The organism is Mesorhizobium sp. Primo-A, from assembly GCF_003997175.1.
Lineage (GTDB): Bacteria > Pseudomonadota > Alphaproteobacteria > Rhizobiales > Rhizobiaceae > Mesorhizobium > Mesorhizobium ciceri.
Genome location: NZ_RZTG01000017.1, coordinates 44,462 through 63,868, shown reverse-complemented (window position 1 = coordinate 63,868; position 19,407 = coordinate 44,462). Strand labels below are relative to the sequence as shown.

Here is a 19,407-nt window from a genome sequence, read left to right as displayed (position 1 = left end):
CGATGCTGGGCAAGCTCGACTCGTCGGCCATTCCCTTCGATCAACCCATCCCGCTCGTCGCGGCTCTCGGCGTCTTTCTGGCAGCGGTCGCCGTGCTTGGATGGATAACGGTGAAGGGCTACTGGCCCTATCTGTGGAACGAGTGGATAAGCTCGGTCGACCACAAGCGCATCGGCGTGATGTACATTGTGCTGGCGATGCTCATGCTTCTGCGTGGCTTCATCGATGCCATCATGATGCGCACGCAACAGGTGCTGGCGATCCACGGGCCGGGCTACCTGCCGCCGGAGCATTACGACCAGATCTTCTCCGCGCACGGCACGATTATGATCTTCTTCGCGGCGATGCCTTTCATGATCGGCCTGATGAATTTCGCCGTACCGCTGCAGCTTGGCATACGCGATGTAGCCTTTCCGACACTCAATTCCGTCAGCTTCTGGCTGACGGCTTCCGGAGCCCTGCTGGTCAACATCTCGCTTGTCATCGGTGAGTTCGCGCGCACCGGCTGGCTGCCCTATGCCCCCTTGTCGGAGACCACCTACTCGCCGGGCGTCGGCGTCGATTACTATCTGTGGTCGATCCAGATCTCCGGCGTCGGCACGCTGCTTACCGGCGTCAACCTGGTGACGACCATCCTCAAGATGCGTGCGCCTGGTATGGGCTACCTGCGAATGCCGATGTTCTGCTGGACCTCGCTCGCGTCCAACCTGCTCATCGTCGCAGCCTTCCCGATCCTCACCGCCACGCTGGCGATGCTGACGCTGGACCGCTATCTCGGCTTCCATTTCTTCACCAACGAAGCCGGCGGAAATCAGATGATGTTCGTCAACCTGATCTGGGCCTGGGGCCATCCCGAGGTCTACATTCTGGTGCTTCCCGCCTTCGGCATCTTCTCCGAGGTCTTCTCGACATTCTCGTCAAAGCCGCTGTTCGGATACCGTTCGATGGTCGCGGCCACGATGTTCATCTGCATCGTCTCGTTCATGGTCTGGCTGCATCATTTCTTCACCATGGGCGCCGGAGCAGACGTCAACGCCGCCTTCGGCATCGCCACGTCGGTCATCGCCGTCGGCACCGGGGTGAAGATCTACAACTGGCTCTTCACCATGTATGGCGGGCGCATCCGCTTCGACACGCCGATGCTTTGGGCGCTGGGCTTCGTGACCACCTTCACCGTCGGCGGCATGACCGGCGTTCTGCTTGCCGTTCCACCGGCCGACTTCGTGCTGCACAACTCCCTTTTCCTCGTCGCGCATTTCCACAACGTCATCATTTCGGGCGTGCTGTTCGGCGCGTTCGCCGGCTTCACCTACTGGTTTCCCAAGGCGTTCGGATTCCGCTTGCACGAAGGCTGGGGCAAGGCCGCATTCTGGGTCACCTTGGCCGGCTACATGCTGGTCTTCGTGCCGCTCTATATCGTCGGTCTGCTCGGCATGACGCGGCGCCTGCAGCATATCGACATGGATCTTTGGGCGCCATGGCTGGTGGTGGCCGCGTTCGGCGTGCTGGTGATGATCGCCGGCGCCGCACTGCAGATCATGCAACTCGCCGTTTCGATCCGACATCGCGACAAGCTTCGCGATGAGACAGGCGACCCATGGGACGGGCGTTCACTGGAATGGTCGACGTCTTCCCCTCCCCCCGTTTTCAACTACGCGCGGCTGCCTTTCGTCGAGGATGAAGAGCCCTACTGGCGCATCAAGCAACGGGCAAGGGAGGAGAAGAGGCCCGGTGCGGAGGAAGGATACGAGCCTATCGAGATGCCGCGCAACAGCCCGACAGGCTTCGTCACCGCCTTCTTCAGCACGCTGATCGGGTTCGCGCTGATCTGGCATATATGGTGGCTGGCGATCGTCGGCTTCATCGGCGCCTACGCGACCTTCGTCGTCTTCGCCTGGCGCGATCATGGGGATTATGAGATTCCCGCCGAAAAGGTCGCGCGCATCGACGATGACCACAAGGCCGCACAGTCAGCCCGGCTGCGGCGCTGGGAGCGGCCGGCATGAGCGATCACGCGCTACCCGGCGACTTCGGCGCGGGCACCCAGGCCCGAGACCCCTATCGGCTTGGTCAGGGCGGCCGACATGGCGTGCGCTCCGCGACCGGCCACGGAGAAGGCGGCCCGGCCTCGAAATTCGTCACCGTGGCATATGGCTTCTGGATCTTTCTGCTGTCCGACATCATCATATTCTCGGCCTTCTTCGCGGCGTATGCCGTGCTTGCCAAGGCGACCGCCGGCGGACCGACCGGCAAGGATTTGTTCGAGCCCACCCGCGTTGCGGTGCAGACGGGCCTTCTGCTCACGTCGAGCTTCACCGGTGGCCTGGCGACACTCGCGACCCATCGCAGATCGATGGCTGCCACGCAGGCCTGGCTGCTCGTCACCGGATTGCTCGGGGCAGCCTTCCTGTTTCTGGAGGTACAGGAATTCGCGGCGATGATCGGCGAGCAGGCGGGGCCTTCGCGCAGCGCATTTCTATCAGCCTTCTTTGCGCTCGTTGGCTGCCACGGCACCCATGTCGGGCTGGGGCTGCTCTGGCTGGGCACAATGATGGCGCAGCTATGGGTCAAGGGTTTTCGGTCGGATATTTTGCGGCGGCTCCACTGCTTCGGGCTTTTCTGGCACGCACTCGACATCATCTGGGTCGCCATCTTCACCCTGGTCTATCTGTTGGGAGCATCGCCATGACCATCGAGAGCAGGCCCGGCGAGATGCAGGACCGCCGCGATTCCGCACCGGGCGAGGAACGTATAACCGAGCACGAAGTGGCTGGAGGGCTGTTGGGCTATGTGATCGGCTACGGCCTGGCCATCCTGCTCACGATCGCGTCATTCCTGGCGGCTCAAACCGATCTGATTTACCAGCCGGCGGTGATTTCGGCCCTGGTGGTGCTCGCTGTCGCGCAGATGGGCGTGCATCTTGTCTTCTTTCTGCACCTGACCACCGGGCCGGACAACACCAACAACATCCTGGCCCTGGCCTTCGGCGTGCTGATCGTTGCGCTGGTGGTCCTGGGCTCGGTTTGGATCATGGCCCACCTGAACGAGAACATGGCCGCCATGACGGCCCATCAAGCCGGAACGATGCCTTAAACCTCGCCCTGCTAGTCTTGGCTGAGGTGAATATGAAGCTGGTACATTGTACCGCCGCGGTGGAGATAAAAGGCTCGTCAGACCTCGTGCTTTGGCTGAACTGCACGTATGGCATCTAGCGCCAAGCGAACGGCATCGATGCCTGAGACGCGGGGCTCGATCCGCCTGAAAATCACGCGGCCGTTTCGGTACTCCAGGCCCAACACCTTCCTGTCCCGCCATCGTGACGCCAGAGGCTTGTTGCGCAAGGTGATCGCGACGGCTTCGGGCCCAACATCAACTTTGCCGACACCCAGTTCCGACGCTGCTATCCGCAACCTGGTAAGTTCCAGCAGAACGGTCACTTCGCCAGGCATGTCACCAAAGCGGTCCTCGAGCTCCTCGCTGAATGCATCAAGGTCCAAGTCAGAACGAATACGAGAGAGCCGCGCATAGAGGCCAACACGGACAGTAGGCTCGTTTACATAGCTTTCGGGAAAAGCCCGTTTTGCAGGCACGTTGATGTTGGCAAGTTGCCTGTTGGGGTCGGCCCCTTCTCCAGCCGCCGAGACCGCCCGCTCCAGCAAGTGCTCGTAGAGGCCCACTCCGATCAGTTTCATATGCCCAGCCTGATCTTCGCCGAACAGATCGCCGGCGCCGCGCAGGTCGAGGTCCCTTTGACTGATTGCCAGGCCGGAGCCAAGCCGATCGAGCGCAAGCATTGTCGAAAGCCGGGCCCTGGTGCCGTCGGCCAGCTCAACGCCAGGTTCCGTCAGAAGAAACGCAGCCGCTTGCATCGCTCCTCTACCGACCCGACCCCGTAGCTGGTGCAACTGCGCCAGACCGAACCGGTCCGGGCGCCAGACAATGATGGTGTTGGCTCGAGGCACATCGAGCCCACTCTCGATGATGTCGGTGCTCAACAAAATGTCGCCATCACCGTCAGCGAATCCGACCATGACTTCGTCCAGCTGCCTCCCTTTCATTTCACCGTGCGCCGTCATAACGCCGAGTTCCGGCACCAGCCTGTTCAGCTGGTCAGAGACCGGGCCAATGTCCTCGATGCGAGGAACCACGAAGAAACTCTGTCCACCCCTGTGAAATTCACGCAAGAGGGCCGCGCGCACCGATGCTGGATCGAACGCCGCCAGTATCGTGCGGACGGGACGTCTTTTGGCGGGCGGAGAGTTTAGAACGCTGACATCCTGGATGCCCGACAGCGCCGATTGCAGCGTCCGCGGTATCGGCGTGGCGCTCATGCTCAGCGTGTGAAGGCAGGGCGCCATCTTCCGCAGGGCCAGCTTCAACTTGACGCCGAACCGGTGCTCCTCGTCAATCACCAGCAGTCCAAGATTGGCGAATGTGACGCTCCTGGACGCCAAGGCCTGAGTACCCACGACGATCGCAACCTGGCCGCTCCGCAGGCCCTCCTTTGCCGCTTTTGCCTTTGCTGCCCCGACCATCCTTGACAGGTGGGCGACCTGCAGGCCCGTTCCTGCGAAACGGCGGCTGAACGTCTCATAGTGCTGTCGTGCCAACACGGTTGTCGGCGCTATGACCGCAACCTGTTTCCCGCAGAGGGCGGCGGCGGCGCAAGCACGCAAAGCCACCTCTGTCTTGCCGAAGCCAACATCACCGCAGACGAGCCGGTTCATTGTTCTCCCCGAGGAAAGGTCGTCGAGCACAGCGCGGATGGCGGCGGCCTGGTCAGGAGTCTCGGTATAGGGAAATTTCGCCGCAAAACGGGCCAAGTCCGCGCGGGAGGGCTTGATGATCTCGGCGGGCTGGCTGGACCTCATCTCGGCAAGGCCCACCAGGCGCTTGGCCAGCCTGTCGATCTCGCGCAACGCAGCCTCGCGTCGCTTGGGCCAGCCCTCGCCGTTGAGGCGATCGAGCGACACTGCCTCCGGTTCCGAGCCGTAGCGCCATATTTTCCCAAAGTCGTCGACCGGAACCAGCAAGGAAGCCCCGCCATGATATTCCAGCCTGACAACATCCTGGTGCTGACCAGCCAAGTCGACCTGTTCGACCGCCGCGAGCACGCCCAGGCCATGGTCTTCATGGACGACGACGTCGCCGATGCGCAACTCGGGTTCGAGTATGCTTGCGGCCATGCCGGCATCCGCCTTCAACGCAGGGCCAAACAGGTCGGCTGCGGCGACCATCGCGATACCGGATTGCGCGTCGACAAACCCTTCATCGAGGACGAAGCCAGCCTTGAGAAGAGAGCCTCTCGCGGCCGAAAGTATTTGCGGTGAGTCGACCGCTTCCTCAGCCCGCCGGCCTAGCTTTCTATTGAGCAGGCGATCTGCTCGCTGCAGTTCAGAGGCATCGCCGGTCAACACCACCCTGGCCCCGGCGCTTGTCTGCCTTGTCACGAATTCAGCGATTTCGTACCCGGGCCGGGCCAGGCGAAAGAATTTGGGAACTCGCTCGGCAGAAACGGCAAGTCTCGTGGAGCGGTTGCGCACGGAAGCATCCCACTCTTCACGCGACAGGTAAAATTGTTCCGGCAAAGGTTTCTCGCGCCCGGCAGCCTCCTGCCTGGCACGGCGTGCATCCTCGATCAGGTCCAGAATTTTGTCGAGCGGCTGCCCGTCGATACCTTCAAGGAAGGAGATCGAGGCGCTCGACGCAGTGTCGAAGACAGATGGCATCGCGCCATATAATGCGACCAGGCGCTCTTCCATCGACGTCGCGCGCATCGCTGTCAGCTCAGGATGATCACCAGCTTTAAACATCAGCTCGGATGCCGGTCCGACAGCAATCGAGTCTCGAACCTGGTCGCTGAGTTGACTGATCGGATCGTAGGTCTTGAGCTCTCGAATGCAGCTGTCTGGGCCAAGGACGACGCGAACGGGGTCCTCCGCGCCAGCGGGGAAGATGTCCATGAGATCGCCCCGAAAAGCTATTTCACCCGGTTCGTCGACCCTCTCGTCGACGACATAGCCAAAAGCTTCGGACCTTGTTCTGAAATCATCCCGGTCGAACTTTTGTCCCACCTCCAGAATTGCGAAACCGCCAGCAATGACCTGGGCGGGCGGCACCCGCTGCAGACTGGCTTCGATCGACATTACAGCGATGCGCGCACGATCGGGCTTCGTTGCCATGTGACACAACGCACGAAGCCTCCGCCCCATATTGGCGCGTGTGGGCCACACCCTGTCGTAAGGCAGGCAATCCCAGGACGGCAGCAAGATGATCTCCGCGTGCGGCAGGAACTGACGCAAAGCCCCGACGATCTCGTCGGCGCTGCGTTCCGAGGCAGTTATATGGATAATGTGCTTGTGCCGGCTGGCCTCCAGCCCACCGGCCAGCGCTGCCGCGATAGCTGAAGATGGCGGGACGCCGTGCTCTATCGTAAACCCGCTGTCATCCGTGTGATCGATTTGTTCGACATCCGTCCGCGAAATATGCCTGTTCACTGAAATCTCACCTTGTCCCCAGAAGAACGTCAGCACAGCGACCCCGTTCCTGGCGGCGCGCATTAAAGTGTTCCAGGACGGGGCAGCCGGTGCGGCGTTGATGCATTGCTTCCTAGCTGCCCTAAGAACTGGCGGCTGTGAATCACGCTCGACGCCGGCAGAACGCTCTGTGCGTCGGGCCATGCCGCGCGGTGGCCCGTCCGCCGGAGTTAGTATGTGCACATGCTGAATTGCCGAAATGTCGATAACCACGCGAGGGATTGTCGAGAAAGCTGTTCGAGTTCGTCCTCGTCCGTTATCCCAGCTTGGTAGTAAGCCAGGATGCGCGATGCACTCCGTTCTCTCTTGGTTTCGGTCTCGTTTTTTGGGGTTGCTGCGCGCCAAAACGCGGCTCAGGACGGCCAGCTCTGATGGGGTGAAGGCGTCTCTATGCTTGCATCAACTCCGCGCCGCCCGCCTCGGGTGGGGAGCCGAGGCGGGCTGAAGCTGTGGGGATCCAGCTTCCGATGCCGGGCAACAGGCGATTGTGCAAGAGGGATTGTCCGGCGCGGCCCAACGCAGGATGGACAGAATGTTCCGGGAGTTTTGGTGAGGCGAAAATAATTGGCCAAGAGCCAGAAGCACGGCGCAGGATACGGCATGTAAGACTTGCCGGCGTGCGATCCAGTCAGCAGCTCGGGCCAAGATCCGAATCCTGGATGTGAGTTTCTGGACCTTGCTGAGCATTTAAGAGTTGAGGTACGGCCGTTATGATCTGCGGCAGAAAGAAGGGCTTGGTGATCATATTATGCTGTTGGGAACACCTTCGGCTCCCCAGTGTACCTCGCTATCGCCGCTGATACGCTGCCGCGATCGATTGACGTCCTGAGGTCGCCTTGGACAACGCCAAGACGGGCTTGGTGCTTCGACAGCCAAGTGCCAGACGATGAGGACGATTGCAGGCCTACAGCAGCCGCGCGAATGGTTTCTCGCTGTAAGCTCGTGTTGGGTTGGTACGCTGCGGCGGCTTGCCGGCGCGGTCGCTTTGATCAAGCTTCCTGCTGATCTTCAGAAGCCTGCTGGATTTGGGTCATCACCTTTCGGGGATCGACATTCTCTGCCAGTTGCCGCAGCTCTTTGTCGGCCGGGGTGGAGACATTCAGACGCACCGCCAAGGCAGCCACCATCTCGATCAGCCGCGTGGTTTCATGTTCGTTAAGGAGGCTGATCTGCAAATCCAGTTCCGCTCGGCGCTCGCTGTGTTCGGCCATTCTGTTCTGATTGATCAGCACGAAGGTAGACAGGAAGATTGCCTCGACGGAAGCGACCATGGCCAGGATCACGAAAGTTGGGTCCCAAGCTGGGATGGCTGGTATCGCGCCTAGGTTTGCAAGGATCCAGGCGACGAGGATTGCGAGATGCAGATAGACGAAAGTCATGCTCCCCGCGAAGCGCGAAATAGCCCCGGCAATCCGCACCTGAACGCTTTGGTGCTCCTCCTGTTGTCGCCTGTGCTCGACCAGTGCCTCTATGTTCTGGTGGAGCACCGACTGCATGTTGGCTGGACGTTGGTCGCTCATTTGAAAAGCTCGTTTGAACGACGATCTCGTGCAAGCGGCGTCACTTGTCGCCCGCCTGGAACATTTGCGGAGCCGGACCTAGCTTGAACTCGTCGGCACGCAGCTTACGTCGCTGCCGACGGCCCGATTGGGAAAGGGCGTGCCGTGCTGAAATCGTGTGCACCATACCGACTACTGCCTGCGGGGCGCTCTGATGAACCATATGGCCAGCGCCCGGAATCACCTCGAGGAGAGACCCACCAACTTCGGCATGCAGGCGCCGTGCATGCCGTTCCGCATCGAACAACCGGTCTCCAGATCCCGCCAGGATGCCGGTCGGTACGGAAATGTCCTTATAGCTGGCCTTCTTCGACAGGGCCGCGGCCAGCATAGATGCTGACTCCGAACAAACCGCCCGCAGTTGGGAAGGGCGGCTGGCGGCATCCTTGGCGGATGCGGCGAAGTCGCTGGCGATCATAGCGGGTCGAAATATCTTTTCCATTGCCCAAGGCCAGGCAAGCCTCACAAGCAGCGGCAACAAGGTGTGGCGAAACCCCGTTCCGATCACCGGCAATGCCGGGAGTGCGGCCAGTGCAAGATCCAGCCGCGGTGGCGGATAGTAATAGCCTGAGACAAGCACAATGCCGGCGACCGATGAAGAATGCCTGCGCGCCAACTCGAGGGCGATCCAGGCTCCCCAGGAATGTCCAAGGACGAGATATTTCTTAATACCCAATCTGCCGGCGGCGGCATGTATGAGGTCGGCTTGGTCGCAAGCGGACCAGCGCCGGGTGCGCGAACGTGAGCTTCGCCCAAAGCCGGGACGGTCAAATGCGAGCACCCGGTAGGTCTTTGCCGCCTCATCGAAGACGCCGCTCGACTTGAAATCCTCCGCCATGGATCCATTGCCATGCAGGAGAAGCAGCGGCATGCCGGTTCCGGCTTCGATAAAATGCAGGCGCAGACCATCAATTGCCATCATACGTCCGCATGTCAGGCTGGCGATCGCACGTTTGGCGCGGATGGCGTTGTATCCCGCTAGTGCCGCTAATGCAGCGACGGACAATCCGGCCGCTAGTTTCGCCTCGTCTCTGTCCAACGCCATTCGCGTGCCTTAGAAGCTGTCTGCGTGACCCAACCTTCGAGGTCACAGCTTGTTCCGCCAGACCCTGTGCCTGGCGTGGAAGGCTTTTCAACGCCTGGCGATCGCCATGGCCGCGATCTTGCAATGATCCATGCTTGCGTCCCGAGGAGATGCTCCCGGGATAAACGATCGTTCCATCATCGCGCACACAGCGCCTGGCGTCAGGCTGGCCTCCTCGGCATGACCGGCCCCAAGAGTATGCATGACGCGTTCGCCTTCTCCGAGCAGGTAGTCGGAAATAATGCGGCGGTGGCACCGCCACCAGACGGCTTCCGCGCACATGATTGGGCAGCGATGCCGGCTGCTAAGCTCTTGCAGTTCCGCCAGGCCTTTGGCGAACGGCTCCGCCGAATCGGACCCAAAGCGGTCTTTGTTCGCCGTTCGTACACGCTTTCAGGCTCAATTGAACCGGTGAGCGCTGTCTGCCAACGTGGCTCTCTTTGGAAAAGTAAGCCCGCTGCCTGGGCGGGGGGCTTGGGGTTAGGCAGCGGGCTTCGTAGGCGATTAGGGGTTCAGAACCCACGCGAACGATGCTCTCAGAGTGTTAACGAAACCTTAACGAAGCTCGGAGCGTTTTACCAATCTTGGTGACCTGTGGATAACCCTCGCAGTTACGCGTTCAATGACAGAGCTGAGGTCCACGGCTTCGCGGTCGTGCTGTTCTTCGACAGGTTCCGCCTGCATATTCGGATCACCGTCTCATCCATTGATGCCCGCCCAGGTGAACCGTGATCCCTGCTGCCAATCCAACCAAGATAATTTTGCGGCGTTCCCCGATACACCCGTTGTTCAATTGAATTGCTGTGTATTATTCCGCTGTTGTCTTTAGGATGAGAGCCATGCCCCTATCATCCTTCGCCAAAGAACTGGAGAACGCCGCCGATAGCATCGCCGACATGTCGCGAGCGGATCTTCCGATCATGCTTCGGCGCGCTGCGTTGATGCTCCGGAACGTCGCCGGCCTCCCGCTAGAGCCAGCAACACAGGACGCACTGAACTCCATTGCCGCTGAAATGAAAATCGGCCGGTCGGAGCTCATTCAGATCGTCTTGCGTGAGTGGCTGGAAACGAATGCTTATCTGCCAGTCCGGATGATTGACGAGGAAAGCGAGACCGACGGGAGCGCTTAGCAACATGGCTCGCAAGGGAATGGTCCGCAGAAAAAGGCCCGTGCCTAAGGGACGGGCCAAATACGTTTCGGGAACAATGCCTAGAGCGGTTATTCTCAGCCGCCCATCTTCTTGGCCATGGCACAGAAATCAGCGTGCGACTTGTTGAGCGTGGTGTCGCCGCAGTCTTTCAGCACCGCCTTTTGTTCATCCGGTTTCATGGACATCCATGCGGTCTTGAAATCCGCTTCCGACCTCAAGGTTTTCATGCCGGCATCCGTGAAGAAAGGTGACATCTTTGCAGGATCATCGAGCGCGGAAGTGGTGCTGCTGCCAGCCAGCGCTGAGCCCGTCATCACTGCGAGCGCCATCGCGCCCATCGTAAGCATTTTGATGCTCATTTTTACCTCCGTTAGTTCTACACGCGCAAAATCGCGTGACCTGGGGAAAAAACGTCGGCGTCTGAACTCTGTTCCCGCATCTCGCCGATTCCGCATCGGCAGCCGTCTGACGCGCGCTGGTGTCGTGGAGAATGGCCGGTGCAGTGAGCAGTCCATCGTGCGGCGACGGACCACTGCGGCCAGCCTAAAGTGCGATCGGCGAACGCGGGCCCATTAACCACCTTCCTGGATAGATCGGACCCCAATGGGGATGCGGGGAGTTTACCTTGCATGGAAAATCACAAGCACAGATTCTATTGTCATATTGAGCGCGACGGATTGTGGGGAGTTTGGGATTGCGTCGCCAACAGGCCGGCAAGGTTGGGCGGTGGCGACGTTCGCGGTTGCACTGCCCAACGGGCTGAAGCTGCGGAACACGTCCTCACGAGAATTTACGACGGCGGACTTGATGCCGTCGCTATCCGCATCGCTGGCATTGTCAGTTCTGCGGGTTCGGCCTGATCGATCCCCGGCAGCCAGGCGCTTACCCAGCCTTAGGGGGGCAGCACCGGTCCAGTGGTGTTCCACCGGATGAACTCGACCTCTTTCCCGGTGACGTCCCGCACGGCCTTCAATAGCACCTCGTGCAGGACGCGCGTCTGCCTGTAGTGGTCGCAATGTGGTGATATGAACGGCTTGATGATGCTTAGGTGCAGCGCTTCCGCTGCCACCAGGAAGCGCTCGATTTCAGCCTGTTATAACTGCTTTGAGGGTTTTGACCTAGCCATTGCGACACCTTTTGAGAGTCGCCCCACCTGAGGACAATATTCCTACCGCGACCGTTCAGTGTAAAGGCTCAAACGTTGAAAAGGTCGTTTGGTCCCACGCCAATTTCGTCAATGATGTCCGGCGTGTTGTTTCGCGGGCTTCCGACCTTCCTGTCAATCGGCCACATCTTCATCAGCTCCGAAGGATATGGCTTCATGAGGTCGCGTGGATCCAGTTCCGGTCCGAGCCAGCGCATGTAATCGGCAGGCGCCAGAATAACCGGCATCCGATCATGGATCGTCGCCATCAACGTATTGGGCTCGCAGGTGACGACAGCGAAGGTCCGGATCAACTCGCCGGTCGCCTTGTCGGCATATTCTTCCCATACTCCAGCCATGGCAAAAGGCTCGTCCTCCGTCATCGCGATAGCGTAAGGCTGCTTTTTCGTGCCCGAACCATCGAGCTTTTGCCATTCGAAATAGCCGTCGACGGGCACCAGGCAACGGCGCGCGGCGTATGCTTTTCGGAACATGCCGTTGCTGGCAATCGTCTCGCACCGCGCATTGACAGGCGGTGGCCGCCCGCCGCCATCGCGCGCCCAGCCGGGAACCAGCCCCCACTTCGCAGAAAGGAAACCGGCCATGCTCGTGGAAAGCTCTTCACGTACAATGATTGGATAGGTCAGGCTGGGCGCGCCATTCCAGACCGGGAACCCGTTGCCCAAACGCTCAACGTCGCCAGGGTGCGCGAACTCGAAGCGCCGCACCATGTCCGGGATGGTCGATTTTACAAAAACGCGTCCACACATTCAGGTCGTCTCATTGACAAGGATCGAGGCCCGCCCAAGATGGGAACGGAGTGAGAACGTATCAAGGTTGTGGTGATGCCGAAGAAGCCAAAGGACGTAATGCTGCCAGCGGTCTCGGGCGTCACAATCGAAATCGATGACCGCGATAATCCCGAGGTCTGCCTTGTCGGGCTATTGACTGCCGAGGGGAAGCGATCCTTCACCCTGAGCGAAAACGGCGCTCGGATGATGGTCAAGGCGTTGCACTCATTTCTCGATCTCCTCGACGGATCTACGTCCGAGACAAAGCCCAAAGGCCCCGCCAACTGAGAATCAGATATGGTCAATCCGCCCAAGCGACAGGACGATTATCAGGACCGAGCCATCGACTGCCAGGAGGCCATGGAGCCAGGCTTTCAGGTGATTGTCGATTGCATGCTGGAGGCGGGATGGACGCGAGGCGAGACATTGCGGGCGCTGAAACGGCTCATAGCGGCCGACAATATGGCTCAGAAAGAGAACGCCAGGCTGGAAACGCAACTCGCAATTGCGCGGGCCATGTTGCGCGCTGGAAAGCCGATTTAAGGTCTGTTGACCTGTTGGGCGTCCCTTGGCCAATGCGTCGATTGCCAGCGGGGGCATAAACTCTTGCACCGACCTGGGAGGAACATGCGTCCGCAGTCGAAGTTCGGAATGCGCTTGGTAAGGAAATCTCCTTGAAACAGCCAAGCAAGGCCCGCCACTGGCTCCGAGACCCGGTGGCGGGCCACCCGCGATTAATCTTTTTCGTAGGGCTGGAACCTGTTTCTGAGATCGAAGTTGGAAATGTGCTTGGTTGAGATTCCCCTCCTCAAATCCAAGCTCTGGTGCAAGTGCAAGGCCCGCCGCTGTAATTGTGTCCTCAGCGGCGGGCTTACTTCGTCAGGCGCTCCACGGTCTCAATGATCGCCTTGGCCAATGCCTCGCCTTCATAGATCGGTTCTGGGCCATAGTAGCCCGTCACCCATTCCTCGCTAGGCAGCACGCCGGCAGGGCATACCTGCTCGATGGCCATTCGGACGAGCTTCAAGGCTGCACGCTGATCGACTGCCACAGGGGAGTTGGGTTCGACGTTCACATGGTGGAGCGGCCGGGGCGTCATGCCTTAGCCTCGCGGATCGCCCGCAAAGTCGCATGGCGTAGCTTGTCCTCGCGCTTAAGGGTCTTCACTCGTCCGACAAGGCCAGGTTTGATCCATTCGGCGTCTGGCTTGTCGGCTCCCTTCGGTGGCGTGCCTTTCCCCTCCTGCACCTTGGCCCACAGGCGTTCTCGCATGGCTTTGGTCAGCGCGATGTGAGCCGATCCGACATAGCGGCGTTCCGCATCGCGGGTTGCCATCAAAGCGAGTGGTGCCGATCCCGGTTTTAGCTGCACGCCTGCCACTTCAAAGTCGACTTCCTCGTAGCATTTGGTTTTCAGCCACGCTTCGGTGTCGCCTGACCGATAAACGCTATCAGGCCGCTTCGACACCATGCCCTCCAGGCCCATTCGATCAACCGCGGCGTAGAAGTCGGCCCCGCCGCCATGCACATGGTGACTGTACTGGATCACGCCTTTGGCAGTCCCGACTAGTTCGAGCAGCTTTTCCCGACGTTCCAGCAGAGGTGCTGGGCGCAGGTTGACCCCGTCCAGGTGCAGTAGATCGAAGGCGACGAAGATAATCCGATCCGGCGCCCATCGCATCGCGGACCGCAGCGAATGGAAATCCGACACGCCCTTCCCGTTGAGGACGATTGCCTCGCCGTCGATGATTGCCGACTTGGGGGAAAGGGTTGCCGCCACCTCGACTATCGTCTTGTACGTCGATGACCAGTCGTAGCCCCTTCGGGTGATCGCTCGGGCCGTGCCGTCCTCGATTATGATTTGCGTCCGATAGCCATCGTACTTGATTTCGTGAATCCAGTTGTCCCCTGTCGGCGGCACCTCGACAAGCGTGGGGAACATTGGCCGGATGAACTTCAACATACGCGAACTCGGACTGACCGAGTTTAAATTAGATTAAGCTAAAATGGTTGCAAAGGGATGACACGCGCAGAACCCGCCGCGTTGGCCAAGCACGACGAGTTCGCAATTAGGGCGGCTACATCCTGAGAATCGACCGCCACTGTGCCAACCTGGGATTCAAAGGATAGTTCCTACTTTTCGAAGATCGTACTGCGCGAACTAGTCCATGAGGTCTAATTGTTGCGCTGTCGTTTTGCGAGTAGTGTAAAAGTTTGGGCACTAGGCCCACCCTCGTGCCCAGATTGGTCGGCACGGTTCTGTCACCGTCGCTTGGTATCCGACCGTGTCGACCACCATGTGACGTGCCAACCCCGCCCGCCAGGCCGGCGTCCATCTCCGAAGCACCCCGCCAAAGGGCGCCGGCCACTTTGAGATATCGTTGATCGCCGCTCCCGTTCCTGCTATGTTCACGCCATGGGATGGACGTTTGGTTCATTGATCGAAAGCGGCATGACGGCGCATTGCGCCCGCTGCAATCATTCCGCACGCTCGACCTGGAGGCGCAGCGCGAGCGGTACGGCGCTGATGCGCCAGCGATGGCCGCTGATCTCGCGCCTAGATGCGCTGCTCGAATTGCGAACAGCAAGCGTCGGTTTCAGCTATTGCCCGACCCGACGAAGCATTCCGGCATGGGGCAGGCGAATGCTTATGCCAAGGCCAACGAAGGGCGGTAGGCCAATCCGGCTTGTCAGTAACGGCAAACCCGAACGCGTTCCAGCACCCGGTGGTGATGGTGCCAGTGCTTGACCCACTTCACGCGGCAATGGTGACGATGCCGGAAATAGTAGCGATGCGGGTAGCGGACCACGTAGCCAGGATAGCGGGGGCCGTAGTAGCGGCCGCCATAGTCGTAAAACGGACCTCCGCCGTAGAAGGGGCCACCGCCGTAGAAGGGGCCACCGCCGAACGGACCAAAGCCGCCGAACGGACCAAAAAAGCCGATGCCAGAACCGAAGTGTGCATCCGCAGGCGCGACCGTGGCTGCGGCGCAGGCGATGGCGATCACGGAAGCAAGGAACAGTTTTCTCATAGCAACCTCCCTGAGGTCCCTTCAGCCGAGAAACTTCCGCAGGAGCCGTATGTTCCCGATTGCTAATATTCTGTTGCGCGCCGACCTACAGATGTTTTTGCCGATTCCGCAGCCTCAGTTCCCGTCATACCTTCGACTTTCGCCAGCCAGCCCACCAAGCATCCCATTGAGAGCAAAACCAGCGCTCCCCCTTGGCCGGGTTAACGACCGTTTCGTCATAGTAGCGCTGACCTGGCATGTGATAGATACGGTCGCCTGTTTCGCTGATATTGCCCTTAATGTTGCATCCACTTGGCGAGCTAGGGCTACCCAGACGATGCACTGTGGGAAGGGGATGCTGTTCGGCTTGCGGCGGTATGAGATAGCTTGCCCCGGCAACACCGCAAAGCAAAACCGGGATCAGCGCCCGCTGCTCTAACAGCGAACGCCTATGCCGCCTTACAGGCTTCTGTTTTTGGAGGCCCATAACCCTCTCCCCATCGAAGAATGCGACTCTTGCTTGTTGGAGTCCAGATGGCGCTACCCAGCCGTAGGGGAATGGCGGGCGGGCGCTCCGGGGATAAGTAAAGCTCCTGTATTAGGAATCGCTATAGTTGTGTATCTTACGTGACTCGAATCAAGGGTTGCGGCCAAGCAATCAACGGGTTAATGGCAAGTTCACCTCGACTTCCGGCCACCTATAAACAGCTTCCTCTCGACCTCGGAATCGAGGTTGAAAAAGACGTCAACGGCATCGAAATGGGCGTGCTTGAAAATGGCATGGCCTATCTCACGCAAAGCGGCCTTTCCGCCATCTGTGGCGCGGCACGGTCTACCATCCAAGAGATCACCAAGGAGTGGGAAGACAACTTCGGCCTCGATCTCCAGCGCGGGCGGTCGCTCTATTTTTCCGACTACCTTAGGCAGGCAGGGTACGACGAGCCGACGCTCTTTATGGAGATATAGCGCAATGGTTCTACCCATTACGCTTATCCCGAACTCGTTTGCATGGCCTTCATTGAGTTCTTCGCCTTCGAAGCCCAGAGGGCGAATGACACAGCCCTTCTGAACTTCCGCAAGCTGCCAGGTACGGCCTCAATCAGTTCATCTATGACGCCCTTGGGTATTCACCGCTCAAGCACACGAGCGGCGGCGGCCCTCGCTTCGTCTAACCGGCCAAGCTTGGCGAGCGCAGCGGTCAGTGCGACCGCGCCATGGGTGGTTGGTCTCGACAATAAAGCTTTGGCATCGAAGCGTCGCAACCGGAGCGTGGCAGCAAAAGAAACCAGCGGGGACCTGCCTCGGAACAAATCATCGACGATCCTGTTGGGGCAGGAAACCGGAATGTGAAGGCAGTACAACAGACGAAGGGAAACCGAAGATGTCGAAGTCTTCCGACCGCACCGTTCCCGGCGAAGGCAAGATCGAAACCGGCCCGAAAACATCTCCGCAACAGGATCCGGTGGAGGGATCTCGCGAGACAATCGATCGCGAACTCGAGCAGACAGATGACGAATATAGTTCCGACGAGGCGGAACGCTCGCGCCGAGACGTGCAAAAAGAGGTGGCGGAAGAGACCGAGCTGCCGGAACGCGGCTCGGCATAAGGATTGCCGGCACGTGCCAGGCAGAGACATGGAAGATTCCATCCGAGGCCGGTCCTGAGAGGCATCCCGATCCAGGAGAAGGAATTCCAGGCCAATCATGACCTTGTCCGTGATGGCGATCGGCCCTCGCATTCGTTTGTCCTTATCGACGGCTTGGTCGGCTCTACCAAACACACCGGCGAGGGTAAGCGGCAGATCACATCATTCTTCGTGACCGGCGACATTCCGAATCTGCACGGACTACATCTTTCGGTGATGGACTGCACCTTCCGACCCTGACGCCATCGCGTGTCGGCTTCATGCGCCACGACACACTGCGCGCCATCTGTGAACAGCACCCTAGCTTTGCCGCCGCGTTCTGGCGCTCGACGCTGATCGACGCGGCGATCTACGGGGATGGGCCACCAATGTCGAGCGCCGCGAGGCCTTCACCCGCATGGCGCACATCCTATGCAGGCTGATCTACCGGCTGCGCGCGGTCGAACGCATCGAGGACCACATCGCCGACATTTGGCACCGGCCGTCGAATCCCAGTAGAACCGGCGACAGACCATCGCTACTTGGGCGTCAGTGATCTGACGCAGGTCGGAATTGGTAGCATCGGCTTTCACAAAGCGGCGGAAGTTGGTGAGCGTGACGCCTTTCATGGTGGCGCCGCCATCCGCCGGATTGTCCCGACCAGAGGCCTTCAGATTTCAGAACGAGCGCAAGCGCCCGCGCAAAGTTGCGGTCCATGGCTAGTACCTTTCCGCCCTGATGGGCAGTTGTTGAATTGGCAATGGAGGTGGACGGCTGAAATCAGCCGGTTAAGCAAATCAGCGGTCTAGCCGCTGGCACTCATCAAGTAGGCCACCAAGCTCCAGGCAGAGATCGACGCGGCCGAGGCTGTTGGCCTTGTCGTCAATCCCGATGCGACGGTTGTAGGCCGTGACGGCGTCTTTTAGTTGAGAAACACGACCGGCCTTGTGACCGCTGGAGTAGGCGAAACCAGCGATGCAAATACTAGCAGCGATTGCAAGCGCGGCAGTCTTGGGGTTCATTGGCATTTTCGCCCCTCGATCAACTTGGGAAGAATTCGTCCATGGAAGACAGTTTGACTGAATTGGCAGCGCGGCTCCAGATGCAATGGAGAGCGTGGGCTCCCGCGATTGGCCTTGGTGTTGCCTCCGCCATCGGCATGATTTGGACCGTCTATCTACCGATTGTCGGATTGCGTCACCTGCTCGGATACAACTAAACCTCTAGAATCCGCACGACGGCATTCCACGCGTAGGATTTGCTGCAACGCCGGTAACAGTGACCTCCAGGCCGAGCCTACCGAGCGCGACCGAGCAATCCAGGGATGCCGCGTCAGTCGCATTTTCGCCTATGACCGTCTTCGTGATCGACCCTTCGGTTGCCAGCGTTCCAGAAGTGTGCGCACCACGCCGGTCACAGGACTTCTCCTTCGCTTTGTACATTTCGAACGTTGAAGCGCTTTGGGCGCTATGATTTGTTGGTGCCTTCGTCGTGTGTGGGAGTGCGGGCCGTGGACGATGACCAAAGGGCTGGTGTTCGTATCGAACACATCGACGGCCAGTGGGCGGTAGAACTCGTCGAGAATGGCGAAATCACCCAGCATCTTTTCGAGACCGAGGAATTCGCGAGGAACTTCGCCGCCGGTCAGTGGCTAAGGCTAAACCCGAAGCCTATTCCCCCAATGCGCCGGCGACGCCGTTAGAGCGCTAAGCTTAAAAATGCTCTTTCGCGGATGCTGCACCGGGGCCGGAACTTTGATGCAATAGCGAAGTTCGAGGAGGGAGATGCTTTCGCAACAGGCGCCACTTCACGAGAGGCCGGAGCAATGGTGGACAATCTATCTCGCAGGGAAGAACAACGCGGCACGCGAAGACTCATGGCCTGGGGCGTGGCGGTTATTGCCGTCATTTTCCTAGGCCTAATGGCATTCTTTGTACTCACGCCTTTATCGAACGGCTCTTGGCAGACGGCACCGTTCAAGCGTGCTCCTGTGCAAAACCACGGCGGTAATGCGCCAGTGGATACGTCACCCAGCCCGGGCGTGAAAAAAGACCCTCAGGAAAATACTGAAATGCCGGAGCAGCAGTAGTAGGTTCCGACCCGCTGGCAAACTTTTGCCGGGGCCGGGCGGCGATCTTGTCGAACACGTCCTCTTCCTCTGCGTCGCGAATGGCCTTGGTGTCGCCTCCAAGGATCGGGACCGGCCTTCCCTCGATTGCTGAGCTTACAAAATTGCCCAATTCGGAGGCCTGATGCTACACGTGTGTCGGCACAAGCAAATCTGCACAGCAGCTATGCACGATCCACGATTGCAGAAATCGCTGGGCAGCGGGTAGATTTTGATTGTCGGCCATCTACTCCTCCCAGATGCGATGCCGGCGCTGAATGAGGCGCACCTCCTCCCGCGCCACATTCGAAAATCGAGCCCGCTGCCACCTCCTCCCGGCAGCGGGCTTTTTTTTGTCTTCGCCAGCAGACACAGTGGCAAGCATCCGCGATGGCCTGCGA

25 protein-coding genes are annotated in these 19,407 nt (G+C 59.6%); 12 read left to right on the top strand and 13 right to left on the bottom strand.

Annotated elements, in window-relative coordinates:
- The first annotated feature begins 2 nt into the window (after window positions 1–2).
- The 3 genes from cyoB to cyoD are packed head-to-tail and all read left to right on the top strand — an operon-like array spanning window position 3 to window position 3,093.
- Entirely contained in the window at window positions 3–2,006 is a 2,004-nt protein-coding gene (gene cyoB / locus EOC83_RS27630; RefSeq protein ID WP_063170872.1) for a cytochrome o ubiquinol oxidase subunit I, read from the top strand.
- Window positions 2,003–2,689 (top strand): cytochrome (ubi)quinol oxidase subunit III, encoded by a 687-nt coding sequence (locus EOC83_RS27625; protein ID WP_082826763.1) that lies wholly within the window; start codon window positions 2,003–2,005, stop codon window positions 2,687–2,689. Before cyoB ends, EOC83_RS27625 begins: the two co-directional genes overlap by 4 nt.
- Window positions 2,686–3,093 carry a cytochrome o ubiquinol oxidase subunit IV gene (gene cyoD, locus EOC83_RS27620; RefSeq protein ID WP_063170618.1) on the top strand — a complete coding sequence of 136 codons (408 nt, stop codon included), beginning with the start codon at window positions 2,686–2,688 and terminating at the stop codon, window positions 3,091–3,093. Before EOC83_RS27625 ends, cyoD begins: the two co-directional genes overlap by 4 nt.
- A 77-nt stretch (window positions 3,094–3,170) precedes the next feature.
- Here cyoD and EOC83_RS27615 read toward each other — a convergent pair whose 3' ends face one another.
- The 4 genes from EOC83_RS27615 to EOC83_RS27595 form a co-directional block, all read right to left on the bottom strand.
- Window positions 3,171–6,560 (bottom strand): DEAD/DEAH box helicase, encoded by a 3,390-nt coding sequence (locus EOC83_RS27615; RefSeq protein WP_063170619.1) that lies wholly within the window; start codon window positions 6,558–6,560, stop codon window positions 3,171–3,173.
- A 965-nt stretch (window positions 6,561–7,525) separates the two neighbouring features.
- The gene (locus EOC83_RS27605; protein WP_063170620.1) at window positions 7,526–8,056 is read right to left on the bottom strand and encodes a DUF1003 domain-containing protein; all 531 of its coding nucleotides are present in this window, start codon (window positions 8,054–8,056) and stop codon (window positions 7,526–7,528) included.
- 40 nt (window positions 8,057–8,096) lie between these two features.
- A complete protein-coding gene (locus EOC83_RS27600) occupies window positions 8,097–9,140 on the bottom strand; it encodes an alpha/beta hydrolase (protein WP_063170621.1) in 1,044 nt (347 codons plus the stop codon).
- Between the two features lie 87 nt (window positions 9,141–9,227).
- Window positions 9,228–9,497, bottom strand: a complete 270-nt coding sequence (locus tag EOC83_RS27595; protein WP_245441372.1) for a DUF488 domain-containing protein — start codon at window positions 9,495–9,497, stop codon at window positions 9,228–9,230.
- 521 nt (window positions 9,498–10,018) lie between these two features.
- Here EOC83_RS27595 and EOC83_RS27585 point away from each other — a divergent pair.
- A complete protein-coding gene (locus EOC83_RS27585) occupies window positions 10,019–10,309 on the top strand; it encodes a hypothetical protein (protein WP_063170623.1) in 291 nt (96 codons plus the stop codon).
- A gap of 95 nt (window positions 10,310–10,404) precedes the next feature.
- Here EOC83_RS27585 and EOC83_RS27580 read toward each other — a convergent pair whose 3' ends face one another.
- The 3 genes from EOC83_RS27580 to EOC83_RS27570 form a co-directional block, all read right to left on the bottom strand.
- On the bottom strand, window positions 10,405–10,689 hold the full coding sequence (locus tag EOC83_RS27580) for a hypothetical protein (protein ID WP_013525246.1): 285 nt from the start codon (window positions 10,687–10,689) through the stop codon (window positions 10,405–10,407).
- A gap of 533 nt (window positions 10,690–11,222) precedes the next feature.
- Entirely contained in the window at window positions 11,223–11,414 is a 192-nt protein-coding gene (locus EOC83_RS33365; protein WP_244507026.1) for a hypothetical protein, read from the bottom strand.
- 110 nt (window positions 11,415–11,524) lie between these two features.
- The gene (locus EOC83_RS27570) at window positions 11,525–12,244 is read right to left on the bottom strand and encodes an SOS response-associated peptidase (RefSeq protein WP_063170624.1); all 720 of its coding nucleotides are present in this window, start codon (window positions 12,242–12,244) and stop codon (window positions 11,525–11,527) included.
- A 75-nt stretch (window positions 12,245–12,319) separates the two neighbouring features.
- Here EOC83_RS27570 and EOC83_RS27565 point away from each other — a divergent pair, with 75 nt between their 5' ends.
- Entirely contained in the window at window positions 12,320–12,553 is a 234-nt protein-coding gene (locus EOC83_RS27565) for a hypothetical protein (protein ID WP_013525244.1), read from the top strand.
- Between the two features lie 9 nt (window positions 12,554–12,562).
- Window positions 12,563–12,808 carry a hypothetical protein gene (locus tag EOC83_RS33675; protein WP_013525243.1) on the top strand — a complete coding sequence of 82 codons (246 nt, stop codon included), beginning with the start codon at window positions 12,563–12,565 and terminating at the stop codon, window positions 12,806–12,808.
- Between the two features lie 328 nt (window positions 12,809–13,136).
- Here the strand turns inward: EOC83_RS33675 and EOC83_RS33360 are convergent, their stop codons facing one another.
- Both EOC83_RS33360 and EOC83_RS27550 read right to left on the bottom strand, forming a co-directional pair.
- Complete coding sequence (locus EOC83_RS33360) at window positions 13,137–13,277, bottom strand: hypothetical protein (RefSeq protein WP_244507019.1); 141 nt, start codon at window positions 13,275–13,277, stop codon at window positions 13,137–13,139.
- Between the two features lie 83 nt (window positions 13,278–13,360).
- On the bottom strand, window positions 13,361–14,227 hold the full coding sequence (locus tag EOC83_RS27550; protein WP_063170625.1) for an RNA ligase family protein: 867 nt from the start codon (window positions 14,225–14,227) through the stop codon (window positions 13,361–13,363).
- 458 nt (window positions 14,228–14,685) lie between these two features.
- Between EOC83_RS27550 and EOC83_RS27545 the strand changes: the two genes are divergently transcribed.
- Window positions 14,686–14,940 (top strand): hypothetical protein, encoded by a 255-nt coding sequence (locus EOC83_RS27545; RefSeq protein WP_063170626.1) that lies wholly within the window; start codon window positions 14,686–14,688, stop codon window positions 14,938–14,940.
- A gap of 14 nt (window positions 14,941–14,954) precedes the next feature.
- Here the strand turns inward: EOC83_RS27545 and EOC83_RS27540 are convergent, their stop codons facing one another.
- Both EOC83_RS27540 and EOC83_RS33355 read right to left on the bottom strand, forming a co-directional pair.
- Complete coding sequence (locus EOC83_RS27540) at window positions 14,955–15,296, bottom strand: hypothetical protein (protein ID WP_063170627.1); 342 nt, start codon at window positions 15,294–15,296, stop codon at window positions 14,955–14,957.
- Between the two features lie 124 nt (window positions 15,297–15,420).
- Window positions 15,421–15,762, bottom strand: a complete 342-nt coding sequence (locus tag EOC83_RS33355; RefSeq protein WP_082826765.1) for a hypothetical protein — start codon at window positions 15,760–15,762, stop codon at window positions 15,421–15,423.
- Between the two features lie 140 nt (window positions 15,763–15,902).
- Here EOC83_RS33355 and EOC83_RS27530 point away from each other — a divergent pair, with 140 nt between their 5' ends.
- The 3 genes from EOC83_RS27530 (at window position 15,903) to EOC83_RS33670 (ending at window position 17,160) form a co-directional block, all read left to right on the top strand.
- Complete coding sequence (locus EOC83_RS27530) at window positions 15,903–16,241, top strand: hypothetical protein (protein WP_127224562.1); 339 nt, start codon at window positions 15,903–15,905, stop codon at window positions 16,239–16,241.
- A gap of 415 nt (window positions 16,242–16,656) precedes the next feature.
- Entirely contained in the window at window positions 16,657–16,881 is a 225-nt protein-coding gene (locus tag EOC83_RS27525; protein ID WP_063170630.1) for a hypothetical protein, read from the top strand.
- A gap of 3 nt (window positions 16,882–16,884) precedes the next feature.
- Entirely contained in the window at window positions 16,885–17,160 is a 276-nt protein-coding gene (locus tag EOC83_RS33670; protein WP_338039908.1) for a cyclic nucleotide-binding domain-containing protein, read from the top strand.
- Between the two features lie 149 nt (window positions 17,161–17,309).
- On the opposite strand, the gene EOC83_RS33350 is transcribed toward EOC83_RS33670, so the two are convergent.
- Both EOC83_RS33350 and EOC83_RS27510 read right to left on the bottom strand, forming a co-directional pair.
- Window positions 17,310–17,528, bottom strand: coding sequence for a glycosyl hydrolase 108 family protein (locus EOC83_RS33350; RefSeq protein ID WP_244507020.1), 219 nt, complete (start codon window positions 17,526–17,528; stop codon window positions 17,310–17,312).
- 168 nt (window positions 17,529–17,696) lie between these two features.
- Window positions 17,697–17,921, bottom strand: a complete 225-nt coding sequence (locus EOC83_RS27510) for a hypothetical protein (RefSeq protein WP_027162007.1) — start codon at window positions 17,919–17,921, stop codon at window positions 17,697–17,699.
- A 488-nt stretch (window positions 17,922–18,409) separates the two neighbouring features.
- Between EOC83_RS27510 and EOC83_RS27505 the strand changes: the two genes are divergently transcribed.
- The gene (locus EOC83_RS27505; RefSeq protein ID WP_063170631.1) at window positions 18,410–18,601 is read left to right on the top strand and encodes a hypothetical protein; all 192 of its coding nucleotides are present in this window, start codon (window positions 18,410–18,412) and stop codon (window positions 18,599–18,601) included.
- Between the two features lie 123 nt (window positions 18,602–18,724).
- Window positions 18,725–18,988 (top strand): hypothetical protein, encoded by a 264-nt coding sequence (locus EOC83_RS27500; RefSeq protein ID WP_063170873.1) that lies wholly within the window; start codon window positions 18,725–18,727, stop codon window positions 18,986–18,988.
- Window positions 18,989–19,407 lie beyond the last annotated feature (419 nt).

Bases quoted from the DNA above. Each gene is read 5' to 3' on its own strand.
- cyoB (WP_063170872.1), top strand. From the start codon at position 3: ATGCTGGGCAAGCTCGACTCGTCGGCCATTCCCTTCGATCAACCCATC.
- EOC83_RS27625 (WP_082826763.1), top strand. From the start codon at position 2,003: ATGAGCGATCACGCGCTACCCGGCGACTTCGGCGCGGGCACCCAGGCC.
- cyoD (WP_063170618.1), top strand. From the start codon at position 2,686: ATGACCATCGAGAGCAGGCCCGGCGAGATGCAGGACCGCCGCGATTCC.
- EOC83_RS27615 (WP_063170619.1), bottom strand. From the start codon at position 6,560: ATGCGCGCCGCCAGGAACGGGGTCGCTGTGCTGACGTTCTTCTGGGGA.
- EOC83_RS27605 (WP_063170620.1), bottom strand. From the start codon at position 8,056: ATGAGCGACCAACGTCCAGCCAACATGCAGTCGGTGCTCCACCAGAAC.
- EOC83_RS27600 (WP_063170621.1), bottom strand. From the start codon at position 9,140: ATGGCGTTGGACAGAGACGAGGCGAAACTAGCGGCCGGATTGTCCGTC.
- EOC83_RS27585 (WP_063170623.1), top strand. From the start codon at position 10,019: ATGCCCCTATCATCCTTCGCCAAAGAACTGGAGAACGCCGCCGATAGC.
- EOC83_RS27580 (WP_013525246.1), bottom strand. From the start codon at position 10,689: ATGAGCATCAAAATGCTTACGATGGGCGCGATGGCGCTCGCAGTGATG.
- EOC83_RS27570 (WP_063170624.1), bottom strand. From the start codon at position 12,244: ATGTGTGGACGCGTTTTTGTAAAATCGACCATCCCGGACATGGTGCGG.
- EOC83_RS27565 (WP_013525244.1), top strand. From the start codon at position 12,320: ATGCCGAAGAAGCCAAAGGACGTAATGCTGCCAGCGGTCTCGGGCGTC.
- EOC83_RS33675 (WP_013525243.1), top strand. From the start codon at position 12,563: ATGGTCAATCCGCCCAAGCGACAGGACGATTATCAGGACCGAGCCATC.
- EOC83_RS33360 (WP_244507019.1), bottom strand. From the start codon at position 13,277: ATGGCCATCGAGCAGGTATGCCCTGCCGGCGTGCTGCCTAGCGAGGAA.
- EOC83_RS27550 (WP_063170625.1), bottom strand. From the start codon at position 14,227: ATGTTGAAGTTCATCCGGCCAATGTTCCCCACGCTTGTCGAGGTGCCG.
- EOC83_RS27545 (WP_063170626.1), top strand. From the start codon at position 14,686: ATGGACGTTTGGTTCATTGATCGAAAGCGGCATGACGGCGCATTGCGC.
- EOC83_RS27540 (WP_063170627.1), bottom strand. From the start codon at position 15,296: ATGAGAAAACTGTTCCTTGCTTCCGTGATCGCCATCGCCTGCGCCGCA.
- EOC83_RS33355 (WP_082826765.1), bottom strand. From the start codon at position 15,762: ATGGGCCTCCAAAAACAGAAGCCTGTAAGGCGGCATAGGCGTTCGCTG.
- EOC83_RS27525 (WP_063170630.1), top strand. From the start codon at position 16,657: ATGTCGAAGTCTTCCGACCGCACCGTTCCCGGCGAAGGCAAGATCGAA.
- EOC83_RS33350 (WP_244507020.1), bottom strand. From the start codon at position 17,528: ATGAAAGGCGTCACGCTCACCAACTTCCGCCGCTTTGTGAAAGCCGAT.
- EOC83_RS27510 (WP_027162007.1), bottom strand. From the start codon at position 17,921: ATGAACCCCAAGACTGCCGCGCTTGCAATCGCTGCTAGTATTTGCATC.
- EOC83_RS27500 (WP_063170873.1), top strand. From the start codon at position 18,725: ATGGTGGACAATCTATCTCGCAGGGAAGAACAACGCGGCACGCGAAGA.